Source organism: Achromobacter maghribensis, from assembly GCF_057334215.1.
The window spans coordinates 91,993-104,679 of the sequence record NZ_JBHFII010000005.1 but is presented as its reverse complement, the minus strand read 5'-3'; the positions used below and the strand labels follow the sequence as shown (position 1 = coordinate 104,679).

Genomic DNA, 12,687 nt, shown 5'->3' with positions numbered 1-12,687 from the left:
ATCCCTTCCGCGATGCCATGCCCCAGCCGCCCGCCCGAAAACCGACTTCGCCGCCCACCGCGCTGACGCTTGCGCCCGAACGCATGGACTGGAACCTGTTGCGCACCTTCATGTTCGTGGTGCAAGAGCGCGGGGTGGGCCGGGCGGCGCAGGCGCTGCATCTGAGCCAGCCAGCCGTCAGCCAGGCGCTCAAGCGGCTGGAAGAGGCGGTGGGCGGCTTGCTGCTGCATCGGCGCAACGGCGAATTCCGCTTGACGGGCCTGGGCGACGAGATCTACGCGATCGCCCGCGACATGTATGGCACGATGGCGCGCATCGAGAACGCCGCCACCCAGGACAAGGCAGAGATCGCAGGCACGCTGCGGCTGCTGGTGATGAGCAAGGTGCAAAGCCCGGCATACGATGACTTCCTGGCGCAGTTCCATCGGCGCTATCCCAAGATCGAATTCCACATGGACGTGCTGCCCAGTGCGGCCATCCTGGACGCGCTTGCCAAGCGGGTGCCGGCGTTAGGCATCTGCCTGTGCCGCAAGCCCGTCGATGCCTTGGAGCGGCGCCTGTTCCTGAGGCACCATTACGCGGTGGTGTGCGGCCGGCATCATCCGCTGTTCTCCAGGCAGCGGGTCAGCATCGAAGACCTGATGGACCAGAATTTTGTGTGCTTCGCCAGTGATCAGATCGGCGACACGCTGTCCCCGCTGACCATCTTCCGTGACCAGCAAGGCTTCACGGGCCGGATCGTGGGCACGTCGCCCAATATCGAAGAGGTGCGGCGCATGGTGGTGGCCGGCATCGGGCTGAGCTTCCTGCCCGAACACCTGATTCGCCAGGATGTCCTCAACGGCGAACTGCGGCGCCTGCCGCCCGCCGAGTCCGTGGCCGAAATCGATGTGTTCCTGACCTGGCACAAGCAGCGCAAGCTTACGGCGGTGGAAGTGGCGTACCTGAATGCCTTCGATCGTTTTTTAAGCCGCACGCCGCTGGCGTCGCGCGCGGGCTGATTTCCATTCGCCTGGCCACCCGCGACAGCGCCAGGCTTGCCGCGAAATACAACAACGCCACGGCCAGATAGACCTCGACGTGGTAGGGCCGCCAATCGGTACCGGCCACCACCGCCTTGGCCGCGCCCAGCACGTCGAACACGCCGATGATGCTGACCAGCGACGTGTCCTTGACGGCGCCGACGAAGACGCCCAGCGCGGCAGGGGCGGCGATGCGGCGGGCCTGCGGCCAGATCACCGTGGCATAGGCGGTGGCGGGGCGCATGCCCAGCGCGCGCGCCGCCATCATCTGACCTGGCGGGATAGCCTGTAACGCCCCGCGCAGCACTTCGGCAAGCAGGCAGGCGGTATGCAGCGTCAGCGCCGCCAGCGCCATATTGAATTTCGACATGCCGCCGCCCAGCAGCATCGGCAGCACGAAAGACGCGAACAGCAGCTGCGTCACCAGGGGAATGCCGCGCACGGCTTCGATCAGGCAGGCCGCGGCCAGCGCGCCCGCGCGGCTGCCGGACCGGCGTATCAGCGCCAAAGCAAAGGCCAGCGGCACGGCGGCGGCCAAGGCGGCGATGGCGAGTATCAGCGTTACCAGCAGCCCGCCCCAGCGCTGCGGACCGATCAAGGCGCCGCCCCACGGCCAGCCCGTCAACGCGCCAACCACGATCAGTAGCAGCGCGGCCAACGCGGCGGCGCGCGCCCGGGCAGGCACGCGCTGCCCGCCCAGCGCCAGTGCGATCCCGCCCAGCAACGCCACGCAGGCGACGGCGCCGGGATAGCGGTCGGCCGGCGTCATGGTGCCGAAGAACAGCAGCGGCAGGTTTTCGCCCACGGCAGCCCAGCAGGCGCCGGCAGCGTCGGCGCACGCTGCGGGGTCGCCCCGCCAGACGGCCCGCAACACGGCCCAGTCCAGCAGCGCCCAGGAGACGGCGGCCAGTAGCACGGTCAAGGCTACCGACACCACCTTGCGGCGCCACGGGCGCGCGTCGCGGCCGGCTGCGCGCCACAACGGGCGGTCCCCCAGCCTTGCGCCGTGCGTGTCGCCCGGGCCATGGCGGGTATTGCGCGCGTTCCAGGCCGACAAGCCGCCGCCCAGCGCTAGCGCCAGCGCCAGGTAGACCGCCACGGCCAGGGCAATCCCTTCCAGCGCAAGACCCGTTTGCGTGATGGCGGTGTTGATGACGGCCATCAGTTCCTGGTAGCCGATGGCGATCGCCAGCGTGCTGTTCTTGACCAGCGCCAGGCACTGGTTCGCATAAGGGGGCAGGGCGACGCGCGTGGCGTAGGGGGCGATCACCCTGCGCAGCACGGCCCAAGGCGTCAGGCCCATGGCCTGGCCGGCCTCGACCAGCCCGACCGGTACGGCACGTACCGAGGCCCGCACGATGTCGGCGATGTAGGCCGCATGGAAGACCACCAGGCCGATCAGCAACGCCGCGAATTCGATGCTGGGCTGCCAACCGCCTTGCAGGCCCAGCCCGCGCTTGACGGGCAGGTCTATCTGCATGGCGGGCAGCCAGTGCGCGGAGAATGCGGCGATGGCCAATGCGGCGATGGCGGCGCCGTTGCCCCAGCGGCGTTTTGCCTGCCAACCCAACATCAAGGCCAGTAGCGCGAGGGCGGCATAGGGCAACGCGCTTTGCACGGCGGGCAAAGCCAGCCCGCGGTTGGACAACAGCACCGACGGCATTGGCGACCACGCTTGCCGCACATCCGGCAGGCGTAGCAGCAATCCGTACCAGAGGAACAGTTGCAGCAGCACGGGCGTGTTGCGCAATGGCGCGATGATGGCGGCGGCGCAACGCGCGGCCAGCGGATGGGGCGACAAGCGCATGAGGCCCAGCGCGATGCCAAGCGCGGTCGCAAGCGGAATTGCCACGGCCGCCACGGTCAGTGTATTGACCAGGCCCGCCGCGATCGACATCCAGTAAGGGTCCTCCGGCGTGACGGCGAGCAGGCTTTCCGAAATCCGGAAGCCGGCGGGCTGAAGCAGGAATCCGAATCCGCCCTGGATGCCACGCATGGCCTGCACCGATTCGATATGCCCCAGCAAGACGGATGCCATGCCGCCCAGCGCGAGGATCCAGGCCAGCGACGGTAGCCAGCGGCGTAGTGAGCCAGGAGAAGGGAAGGGAAGAGTCGTTACAGTCGTCATGGCAGGTGGCAATGCAAAAGGCGGGCCATGGGCCCGCCCGCCGCGTTCAGAAGGTCATGGTCATTGGAACGGCGGCGAATACAGCAGGCCGCCCTGGTTCCATTGCGCGTTCAGGCCGCGGTCCAGCTTCAGCGGGGTGGCGGCGCCCAGGTTACGGTCCCACACTTCGCCATAGTTGCCGACGGCCTTGATGGCGTTCTTCGCCCAGCTCTCGTCCAGGCCGAAGCTCTTGCCGATGCCCGCATCCACGCCCAACAGGCGGCGGACTTGCGCATCGCTGCTTTGTGCCTGGCTGTCGGCATTCTTGGCCGTGATGCCTAGCTCTTCAGCGGCGACCAGCGCGTTGACGGTCCAGCGCACGATGGCCGCCCAGTTGGCGTCGTCCTGCCGCACGAAGGGACCCAGCGGCGACTTGTTGATCCGCTCGGGCAAGATCACGAAGTCATCCGGCTGGCCGGCCCGCGCGGCGCGGCTGGCCGCCAGCGTGGAGGCGTCCGACAGGTAGACGTCGCAGCGGCCGGCATAGAAGGCCTGTTCCAATTCCACCAGGTTTTCGATCACCACCGGGCGATACGTGAGCTTGTGCTTCTTGAAGTAATCGACCAGGTTCTGTTCGTTGACCGTGCCGGGCTGCACGCAGACCTGTGCGCCGTCCAGTTCGGTGGCGCTTTTGACGCCCAGCTTGCGCGGCACCAGAAAGCCCTGGCCGTCATAGAAGACGATGCCGGCGGACACGATCCCTAACCCCGCGTCGCGGCTGGACGTGATGGTCGTGTTGCGGTTAAGCACGTCGATCTCGCCGGACTGCAACGCGGGAAACCGCTGTTGCGAACTGAGCGGGACGAAGCGCGTTTTCTCGGCGTCGCCCAGCACGGCGGCGGCCAGCGCGCGGCACAGGTCTGCGTCCAGGCCGGTCCAGCGGCCCTGTTTGTCGGCGATCGACAAGCCCGCCGACCCCTGGCTGACGCCGCACACCAGTTCACCGCGTTTCTTGATGGTGTCCACCGTGCCGGCGTGGGCAGCGCCGGCGATCGTCAGCGCCGCCGCCACGCCCGCCACGTTGAGTAGTTGAGTCAGTCGCATGCCGTTCCCGTATCATTTGTATGCAAGAAAGGCATGAATTATGGGCGGGCGTCCGCGATTTTCGAGCGACTATATGGTCATATCAATATAAGAACTAAGCCTTATCCAGATACGCGTCATATACCTAGAATTCCGGCATACCAAGTTGGAATGACAGGGAAGGTCGCGCATGAGCTGGCAGGACGAATTCAGGCAGTTGTTTCCCATCACGCGTGACAAGGCCTACGCCAACATCGCGTACACCAGCCCGCTGTCGCCCAAGGTGGCGGATGCTGTCGCCGCTTTCTTCGATGGCATCACGCATGCCCGTAGCGACAAGCCGCAATGGCTGCGCGACGCGGACGCATTACGCGTTCGGCTGGCTCGCTTGATTGGCGGAGACCCGCGCCGGCTGGCCTTCACGAAGAACACCACCGAAGGCTTGAATACCGTTGCGCAAGGCCTTGCATGGCAAGACGGCGACAACCTGATCGTCGACGACCAGGAACATCCCACGAACGCCTTGCCCTGGCTGAACCTGCGCCGCCGCGGTGTGCAGGTGCGGGTGGCGAAGGCGGACGCGCACCGCTACACGGTGGACGATCTATGGCGCCACGTGGATGCCCGCACCCGCCTGATCGCGGTGTCCTGGGTGCAGTACGGAACGGGCTTGCGCACCGACATCGCCGAGCTGGGCCGCCGTTGCGCGGCGCGCGGCATCTGGCTGATTGTCGACGGCATCCAGGGCGCAGGCCTGTTGCGCGCCCAGGTCGATGCATGGCAGGTGGATGCCTTCGCATGCGGCGCCCACAAAGGTCTGCTTGGCCCGTTGGGAGTGGGATTCCTGCACGTGTCCCCCAAGTTGCTGGACGCGTTGGACCCGCTCTATATCGGCCCGTCTGGCGTGACCTCCCTGGACAAGTCCGGCTTGCAATGGCAGGTGGGGGTATCCGACGCGGGCGACGCCCGCCGGCTGGAATCCGGCAACCTGAACTATCCCGGCATTGCCGGTTGGGCGGGGGCGCTGGATTTGATCGAAGCCGCGGAACCCGAGCGCATCGAACCTTGGGTGCTGGAACTGTCGCAGGCGCTTGGCGACGGCCTGCGTGCGTTGGGCGCGCAGGTGGTGTCGCCGCCTGACGCCGCGTTGCGCAGCACGACCACGGCATTGCGCGTGCCCGATCCCGCCGCTGCCCTGGCGCATCTGAATCAGGCGGGCGTGATCGCCAGCGTAGTGGAGTATGGTTACGTACGCTTGTCCGTCGGCGCCTATAACAATCATGCAGACGTGGAACGCATCTTGCGCGCCGTGCGCGCGCTTGGCGTCTGACCTGAATCATCAATAACGCATCTCCAGGAGAGACACATGACTGAACCGAAGAAGCCTAATTGGCGCTTGGAAACCATTGCCGTGCATGGCGGCTACCGGCCTGATCCCACGACGCGCGCGGTGGCCGTGCCCATCTATCAAACGGTTGCCTACGCGTTCGACGACACGCAGCATGGCGCCGACCTGTTCGACCTGAAGGTGCCGGGCAACATCTACACCCGCATCATGAACCCCACGACCGACGTGCTGGAGCAGCGCGTGGCGGCGCTGGAAGGCGGTATCGCCGCGCTGGCGCTGGCCTCGGGCCAGGCCGCCGTCACCTATTCCATCCTGACCATCGCGGAAGCGGGCGACAACATCGTGTCGTCCAGCACGCTGTACGGCGGCACCTACAATCTGCTGGCGCACACGTTGCCGCAGTACGGCATCACCACGCGCTTCGCCAACCCCAGCGATGTGGCCGCTTTCGAAGCGCTGATCGACGATCGCACCAAGGCCATCTTCGCGGAATCGGTGGGCAATCCGCTGGGCAACATCACCGACATCGCCGCGCTGGCCGACGTCGCCCACCGCCATGGTTTGCCGCTGATCGTGGACAACACCGTGCCGTCGCCGTACCTGCTGCGCCCGATCGAGCACGGCGCCGACATCGTCGTGCAGTCGCTGACCAAGTACCTGGGCGGCCACGGCACCAGCCTGGGCGGCGCCATCATCGATTCCGGCAAATTCCCGTGGGCCCAGCACAAGGCACGCTTCAAGCGCCTGAACGAACCCGACGTCAGCTATCACGGCGTGGTCTATACCGAAGCCTTCGGCGCTGCTGCGTACATCGGCCGCGCGCGGGTCGTGCCGTTGCGCAATACGGGTGCGGCGATTTCGCCGTTCAATTCCTTCCAGATCCTGCAGGGCATCGAAACGCTGGCGCTGCGCGTGGACCGCATCGTTGAGAACGCCGTCAAGGTGGCCAGCTACCTGCGCGAGCATCCGAAGGTGGAATGGGTCAACTACGCCGGCCTGCCGGACCACCCCGACCACGCGCTGGCAAAGAAGTACCTGGGCGGCAAGGTCCCCGGCCTGTTCACCTTCGGCGTGAAGGGCGGCCGCGACGCCGGCGCACGTTTCCAGGACGCCCTGCAGCTCTTCACGCGTCTGGTCAACATCGGCGATTCGAAGTCGCTGGCCACGCACCCGGCTTCCACCACGCACCGCCAACTGAATCCGGAAGAGCTGCAGAAGGCCGGCGTGCGCGAAGAGACGGTGCGCCTGTCGATCGGCATCGAACACATCGACGACCTGATCGCCGACCTGGAACAGGCGCTGGCGCAGGTGTGACCCACGCGGGGGCGCTTGCGCGTTCAGCCTTGCGCCGCGCGGCGTTTGCGCCAGGCCGAAGGCGCCACGCCCTCTGTACGCTGGAACACGCGGCTGAACGCGGCCTGGGATTGGTACCCCACGCGTTCGGCGGCGTCCTGGATGCCCATGCCCTGGCTCAAGAGACGTCGCGCCACGCGCATGCGCAGCCGTTGCAGCAGATGCGCAGGCGTCGTGCCGCTTTGCAGTGTGAAGCGCCGATGGAACGTTGCCTTGGACATATGCAGGCGGTCCGCCATGTCCTGCATGCTCCAGGTGGCGGCGGGGTCCTCCAGAATGGCTTGGAGCAGGCCCGCCATGGCCGGATCCCGTGCCAGCACGAACAGGCCATAGGCCTGCCGGTCGTGGATGGCCAGATGGCGCAGCATGAAGAAGATGAGCAGGTCGGTCAGCCGTTCCAGCACGACGGGCGACGCGCCGGGTTCACGTGCCGTTTCGCCCAATATCAATTCAAAGACGCCCCGCGCCGTGCGGAAGCGTTCATCGTCGGCGCGCAGCACCAGGTAGTCGGGCAGGGTATCGGCCAGCAGGTCCGCCAACCCGGGGCGAAACTGGAAAAACCCGCAGGCAAGGCCCGTGCTGTCTGTTTGCCGAGGCAGCAGCGGTTCCATGGCGGTGCACAGGGCGGCGCCCGGCGCGGGCGGGTCCAGCGGCGTCAAGGCATGCGGGATGTCGCGCAGGAAGAAGACGCCGTCGCCGGCGCCCAATGTCAAGGACGCTTCGTCTTCGCCCAGGTCGACCCGGCAGCGGCCGTGCAGAATAAGATGAAAGCTGGCGCGCGCCCGCCCGCTGGTGCTGGCGGACCAATTGCCGCAGTACTGCCCCAGGTGATACAGGCTGGATTGGACTTCCAGGCTGGACAGCAGCAGCGCGTCGACGGCGGCCTGGTCGGTATGATCGGGATGCAAGGGCAAGGTAATTAGGCAGGCGGTGATGGCATGAAACTGATCCGGTCAGCAAGCCGGTGCAGTTTAGGAGGATGATCGCGGATCGAATCCGGTTATAAGCGCATAGCTGAAAGTCGATAAGATCTAGCATCAAGTTGCGATCTTCGTGCATTGTCGCTTGCCGCCGGCCACCCGCACAATATGGTTTTCTACGATACCCCAGGAGATCTTCATGGCTCGTTTGCCCGTCCATACCGCGCAAAGCGCTCCCGAATCCACGCGTCCCGCGCTGGCCGCCGCGGAACAGGCCTCGGGATACCTGTCCAATCTGCTGGGAGTCCTGGCTAACGCGCCGGTCGCGCTGGAAGCGTATCAGACGCTATCGCAGATCAATGCCCGCGCGGGCCTGACCTTGCAAGAGCGCGAAGTGGTCCAGCTGGTGGCCGGGACGCGTCATGGCTGCACGTTCTGCGTGGCCGGGCATACGGCGCTTGCGCGCAACAAGGCCCGGCTTTCGCCCGAAGTCGTGGATGCGCTGCGCGCCCAGGGCGTGCTGCCCGATGAACGTTTGCAGGCCCTGGCCGCCTTCACGGAAGCCGTCATCCAGACGCGTGGCCGCGTCAGCGACGACGCCTTGCAGGCGTTGCGCGACGCCGGGTATTCGGACGGCAATGCGCTGGAAGTCATCGTGGGCGTCGGGCTGGCCACGATCTGCAACTTCGGCAACAACCTGGCCCAGACGCCGTTGAACGATCAATTGCGCGACTACGCCTGGAGCGGTGCGTGATGGCGGGGCAACCGCTCGGCGCAGGACGCGCCGCAGACTGGGCCTTGCCCCAGGATCTGGCGGCGTGGCTGGATCAGCACGCCGACGCGCTGGACGACGGCAGCCTGGGCGCCGCCGCCGTGCTGCCCCGGCTGGCTGACGCCGGGCTGTTCCGCATTGGCGTGCCGGCGGCCCAGGGCGGCTTGCGCGGCACCGACATCGGCGACGCGATCGAAGCCGTCTCGCAGGTGGCCGAACGCTCGGTTGCCAGCGCCTTCGTGGTCTGGAGCCAGCGCGTCTTCATCGAATACTTGTTGCGCAGCCCGAACACCGGGCTGGCCGATGCCTGGATGGCGCGGCTGCTGGCGGGCGAACAGGCCGGCGCCACCGCGCTATCGAACGCCATGAAATTCCTGTCGGGCATCGAATCGTTGCAGATCGGCGCCCGCGACGCTGGCGGCGAATGGGTGTTGGACGGCCGCATGCCGTGGGTGACGAACCTGCGGCCGCAGGGGTTTCTGGTCGCGGCTGCCGTTACCGCCCCGGACGGCACGCCCGCCGTGGTGGCGCTGCCGCACGACATCGCGGGCCTCGTCCGCAGTCCGGACCTGTCCCTGCTGGCCCTGCAATCCAGCAACACCGCGGCGTTGACCGTGCAGGGTGTGCGCATCGGCCCGGAATGGCTGATCCATCCCGATGCTCGGCAGTACCTGCCTGGCGCGCGTCCGGCCTTTGCCGGCCTGCAATGCGGCCTGTCCATCGGGCTGGCCCGCCGTGCGCTGCAAGCCGCAACGCAAACCGGCCAGGGCCAGGCGTCGCGCGGCATCCTGGGTGAACCCCTGCAAGCGCTGCGCCAGCAGGTCGATACCCTGGCCGCCAGCCTGATCGCTGGCGTGCGCAGCGAACGCTTCGTGGCCGAACCGTGGGCGCTGTTCGAGATCCGCATCGCGCTGGCTGAAGCCGCGAATCAGGCGGTGCAGCTGGAATTGCAGGCCAGTGGCGGCGCGGCGTATCTGAAGCCCGCCGGCGCGGGCTTCGCGCGGCGCTGGCGCGAAGCCGCCTTCCTGCCGATCGTCACGCCCAGCCTGGTCCAGTTGAAGACCGAACTGGCCAAACGCCAAGCCAGACTGGCTGCCGAGGCTACCGCATGACGGCCGGCGCGCCGCCGGTTCTGCAGGCACGCGGCCTGGCGCTGCGCTACGCCGGCGCGGCCAGCCCCGTTTTCCATGACGTGGATCTGGATCTGGCGCGCGGTGAAGTCGTGGCGGTGCTGGGCGCCAGCGGGGCAGGCAAGTCCAGCCTGCTGCGCGTGCTGGCGGGCTTGCAGTCGGCCACGGCCGGATCGCTATTGATGGAAGGCGCGCCGTTGACCGGCGTGCACCCCCGCGTGGCCGTCGCTTTCCAGGATCCCAGCCTGCTGCCTTGGCTGTCGCTGGAACGCAATGTCGCGTTCGGTCTGGATTTCACCCATCAACCCGTGCTGACGGACGACCAGCGCCGGACGCGGATTGATCAGGCCATTGATGAAGTCGGCCTGTCGCATGCCCGGCACCTGCGTCCGTCGCAATTGTCCGGCGGCATGGCGCAGCGCACCGCGCTGGCACGCTGTCTGGCGCGTCAGCCATCGGTGCTGCTGCTGGACGAACCCTTCGGCGCGCTGGACGAAGTCACGCGCAGCGATATGCAGACGCTGCTGCGCAAAGTGGTGGCCGATTTCCGGACCGCCGCCGTCCTGATCACGCACGATATCGATGAAGCGCTGGTGCTGGCCGACCGGATCGTCCTGCTGGGCGGCGTGCCCGGGCGCATCCTGGGCCAATGGCAGGTGGATCTGCCGCATCCGCGCGCCGACCTGCTGCCCGAAATGGGCGTGCTGCGTTTGGAAATCCTGACCCGTCTGCGCGCCGCGCTGCGGGTTGTGCGCGGCGATCCCGCGCTGGTTTGAACGGACGTTCGTCCACCAAGGAGCTCATAGATGTGCCTGGAACACATGTCGCGTCGCGACTGGTTGAAACTCTCGGCCCTGCTGACGGCAGGCGGCGCAAGCACGTTGCTGTCGGCGTTCAACGCCCGCGCTCAAAGCGAGCCGGACGCGCCGGTACGGATCGGCTATCTGCCCATCACGGACGCCGCGCCGCTGCTGGTGGCGCATAACAATGGCTTGTTCGACAAGGCCGGCGTCAAAGCGGAAAAGCCCACGCTGCTGCGCAGTTGGGCGCAGGTAATCGAAGCCTTCATTTCCGGCCAGGTGAACGTGGTGCACCTGCTGTCGCCCATGACGGTATGGGCGCGCTTCGGCAGCAAGGTGCCGGCCAAGGTCGTGGCCTGGAACCACGTGGGCGGATCGGGCCTGACGGTGGCCCCCGCCATCAACAGCGTCAAGGAACTGGGCGGCAAGACGGTTGCCATCCCATTCTGGTATTCCATCCACAACGTCATGCTGCAATATCTGCTGCGCGAAAACGGCTTGACGCCGGTGGCGCGCAAGGACGGCTCGGTCGGCGCGAATGAGGTCAACCTGATCGTCATGGCGCCGTCGGACATGCCGCCGGCCCTGGCGCAGAACCGCATCGCCGGCTACATCGTGGCCGAGCCCTTCAATGCCGTCGCCGAAACGCTGGGCGTGGGCAAGGTGCTGCGCTTCACCGGCGACATCTGGCGCAACCATGCCTGCTGCGTCGTCTTTATGCATGAGCGCGACCTTGAACAGCGTCCCGCGTGGTCGCAGAAGGTGGTCGATGCCATCGTGCAGGCCCAGCTGTGGATACGCGATCACCGGGCCGAAACCGCCCAGCTGTTGTCCAAGGAAGGCATCAACCGCTACACGCCGCACGGCTTGCCGGCCTTGACCAAGGTGCTGGCGCCGCCCGCCGCCGACCGCGAAGGCTACCTGGGCAGCGGCGCCATCCGCCACGCCGACTGGGACGAGCGCCGCATCGACTTCCAGCCCTATCCGTTCCCCAGCTACACCGAGGAACTGGTGCGCCGCTTGCGCGATACGGTGATCGAGGCCGATCGGGGCTTCCTGGCCGACCTGGACCCGGCGCGCGCGGCCCGTGAGCTTGTCGATGACCGCTACGTCAAGCGTGCCATCGAATCCGTGGGCGGTCTGAGCCGCTTTGGCTTCCCGGACGCTTATACGCGGACTGAAATGGTGCAGGCGTGACGGCACGCGAGTCATTTGCCGGTTCGCAAGCGCCCGCAGCAGCCGCGCCTGGGGGATCCGCCGGAAGCGCCGATCCGGCCGGATCAAGCGCCAAGCCGGTCCGCCGCCCGGGCAACGGCGGCTTGGGCCTGGGGCGGCGTTGCCTGTTGGGGCTGGGCGGTTTGGCGGCCTTGCTGGCGTTGTGGTGGCTGGGCACCGACGTCCTGTCGCCAGCCGGCGGCATGGCGCGGCGTTTTTCGCCGGGCGCCACCTTCGTGAGCCTGGCGGAATTGCTGACCGCATCGGACCTGCCCATGCATATCCTGGTCAGTCTGCGGCGCATTGCCGTGGGGCTGGGGTTTGCACTGTTGATCGGCGTGCCGCTGGGGCTGGCGATCGGCAGCTGGCGCCGCCTTGAGGCCGCCGTATCGCCCGCCATGCAGTTTTTGCGGATGATCTCGCCGCTGTCCTGGATGCCCATTGCCGTCATGGTGTTCGGTGTGGGGGATGATCCTGTCTATTTCCTGCTGACGTTCGCCGCCGTCTGGCCCATCGTGCTGAATACCGCCGCAGGCGTGCAGCAGCTGGACCCGCGCTGGCTGCAACTGGCCCAAAGCGTGGCCGCCACCCGTTGGGAAACCTTGCGCAGCGTCATCCTGCCCGGCGTGCTGGGGCACATTCTGACCGGGGTGCGGCTGGCGATCGGCATTCTGTGGATTGTGCTGGTGCCCTGCGAAATGCTGGGCGTGTCGGCCGGGATGGGGTACTTCATCCTGGATACGCGCGACCGCCTGGCCTATTCCGAACTGATGGCCATGGTGCTGATGATCGGCGTACTGGGCTTCTTGCTGGATGCGGCCGCGCGGGCGCTGTACCGCTATTGGCGCGGGTAGGGCGCCGCGCCTACTTGCGCACGGTCTTGCCCGGCGGCGGGCACACCATGGCACGCAGCTTGCGCTGGACCGGGTCGCGGGGG

At 67.0% G+C, this 12,687-nt stretch carries 11 protein-coding genes; 8 read left to right on the top strand and 3 right to left on the bottom strand.

All coding sequences use genetic code 11. The annotated features are described in order from the left end of the window. Positions 1-17: 17 nt before the first annotated feature. On the top strand, positions 18-1,001 hold the full coding sequence (locus ACE039_RS02005) for a LysR family transcriptional regulator (RefSeq protein ID WP_485821547.1): 984 nt from the start codon (positions 18-20) through the stop codon (positions 999-1,001). Here ACE039_RS02005 and ACE039_RS02000 read toward each other — a convergent pair. Together ACE039_RS02000 and ACE039_RS01995 are read right to left on the bottom strand one after the other, a co-directional pair. Next, complete coding sequence (locus ACE039_RS02000) at positions 922-3,150, bottom strand: ABC transporter permease subunit (protein ID WP_485821546.1); 2,229 nt, start codon at positions 3,148-3,150, stop codon at positions 922-924. The genes ACE039_RS02005 and ACE039_RS02000 overlap by 80 nt on opposite strands. Positions 3,151-3,210: 60 nt before the next feature. Further along, the gene (locus ACE039_RS01995; RefSeq protein ID WP_485821545.1) at positions 3,211-4,233 is read right to left on the bottom strand and encodes an amino acid ABC transporter substrate-binding protein; all 1,023 of its coding nucleotides are present in this window, start codon (positions 4,231-4,233) and stop codon (positions 3,211-3,213) included. Positions 4,234-4,402: 169 nt separating this feature from the next. Here ACE039_RS01995 and ACE039_RS01990 point away from each other — a divergent pair, with 169 nt between their 5' ends. Both ACE039_RS01990 and ACE039_RS01985 read left to right on the top strand, forming a co-directional pair. Next, positions 4,403-5,542: an aminotransferase class V-fold PLP-dependent enzyme gene (locus ACE039_RS01990; protein WP_485821544.1), complete on the top strand. Its 1,140-nt coding sequence runs from the start codon at positions 4,403-4,405 to the stop codon at positions 5,540-5,542. Positions 5,543-5,578: 36 nt separating this feature from the next. Next, positions 5,579-6,874 (top strand): O-acetylhomoserine aminocarboxypropyltransferase/cysteine synthase family protein, encoded by a 1,296-nt coding sequence (locus ACE039_RS01985; protein ID WP_485821543.1) that lies wholly within the window; start codon positions 5,579-5,581, stop codon positions 6,872-6,874. A 23-nt stretch (positions 6,875-6,897) separates the two neighbouring features. Here the strand turns inward: ACE039_RS01985 and ACE039_RS01980 are convergent, their stop codons facing one another. Beyond that, a complete protein-coding gene (locus ACE039_RS01980) occupies positions 6,898-7,821 on the bottom strand; it encodes a cupin domain-containing protein (RefSeq protein WP_485821542.1) in 924 nt (307 codons plus the stop codon). Between the two features lie 211 nt (positions 7,822-8,032). On the opposite strand from ACE039_RS01980, the gene ACE039_RS01975 reads away from it, so the two are divergent. The 5 genes from ACE039_RS01975 to ACE039_RS01955 are packed head-to-tail and all read left to right on the top strand — an operon-like array spanning position 8,033 to position 12,604. Next, complete coding sequence (locus ACE039_RS01975; RefSeq protein ID WP_105557229.1) at positions 8,033-8,587, top strand: carboxymuconolactone decarboxylase family protein; 555 nt, start codon at positions 8,033-8,035, stop codon at positions 8,585-8,587. Further along, complete coding sequence (locus ACE039_RS01970) at positions 8,587-9,717, top strand: acyl-CoA dehydrogenase (RefSeq protein WP_485821646.1); 1,131 nt, start codon at positions 8,587-8,589, stop codon at positions 9,715-9,717. Before ACE039_RS01975 ends, ACE039_RS01970 begins: the two co-directional genes overlap by 1 nt. Then, positions 9,714-10,511, top strand: coding sequence for an ABC transporter ATP-binding protein (locus ACE039_RS01965; RefSeq protein ID WP_448712826.1), 798 nt, complete (start codon positions 9,714-9,716; stop codon positions 10,509-10,511). Before ACE039_RS01970 ends, ACE039_RS01965 begins: the two co-directional genes overlap by 4 nt. 30 nt (positions 10,512-10,541) lie before the next feature. After that, positions 10,542-11,732, top strand: a complete 1,191-nt coding sequence (locus tag ACE039_RS01960) for an ABC transporter substrate-binding protein (protein ID WP_485821541.1) — start codon at positions 10,542-10,544, stop codon at positions 11,730-11,732. After that, positions 11,729-12,604, top strand: a complete 876-nt coding sequence (locus tag ACE039_RS01955) for an ABC transporter permease (protein ID WP_199196802.1) — start codon at positions 11,729-11,731, stop codon at positions 12,602-12,604. The genes ACE039_RS01960 and ACE039_RS01955 overlap by 4 nt, the downstream gene beginning before the upstream one ends. Positions 12,605-12,687: the final 83 nt, after the last annotated feature.

Excerpts from the sequence above, each read along its gene's own strand:
- ACE039_RS02005 (WP_485821547.1), top strand. The coding sequence starts at position 18 with ATGCCCCAGCCGCCCGCCCGAAAACCGACTTCGCCGCCCACCGCGCTG.
- ACE039_RS02000 (WP_485821546.1), bottom strand. The coding sequence starts at position 3,150 with ATGACGACTGTAACGACTCTTCCCTTCCCTTCTCCTGGCTCACTACGC.
- ACE039_RS01995 (WP_485821545.1), bottom strand. The coding sequence starts at position 4,233 with ATGCGACTGACTCAACTACTCAACGTGGCGGGCGTGGCGGCGGCGCTG.
- ACE039_RS01990 (WP_485821544.1), top strand. The coding sequence starts at position 4,403 with ATGAGCTGGCAGGACGAATTCAGGCAGTTGTTTCCCATCACGCGTGAC.
- ACE039_RS01985 (WP_485821543.1), top strand. The coding sequence starts at position 5,579 with ATGACTGAACCGAAGAAGCCTAATTGGCGCTTGGAAACCATTGCCGTG.
- ACE039_RS01975 (WP_105557229.1), top strand. The coding sequence starts at position 8,033 with ATGGCTCGTTTGCCCGTCCATACCGCGCAAAGCGCTCCCGAATCCACG.
- ACE039_RS01970 (WP_485821646.1), top strand. The coding sequence starts at position 8,587 with ATGGCGGGGCAACCGCTCGGCGCAGGACGCGCCGCAGACTGGGCCTTG.
- ACE039_RS01965 (WP_448712826.1), top strand. The coding sequence starts at position 9,714 with ATGACGGCCGGCGCGCCGCCGGTTCTGCAGGCACGCGGCCTGGCGCTG.
- ACE039_RS01960 (WP_485821541.1), top strand. The coding sequence starts at position 10,542 with ATGTGCCTGGAACACATGTCGCGTCGCGACTGGTTGAAACTCTCGGCC.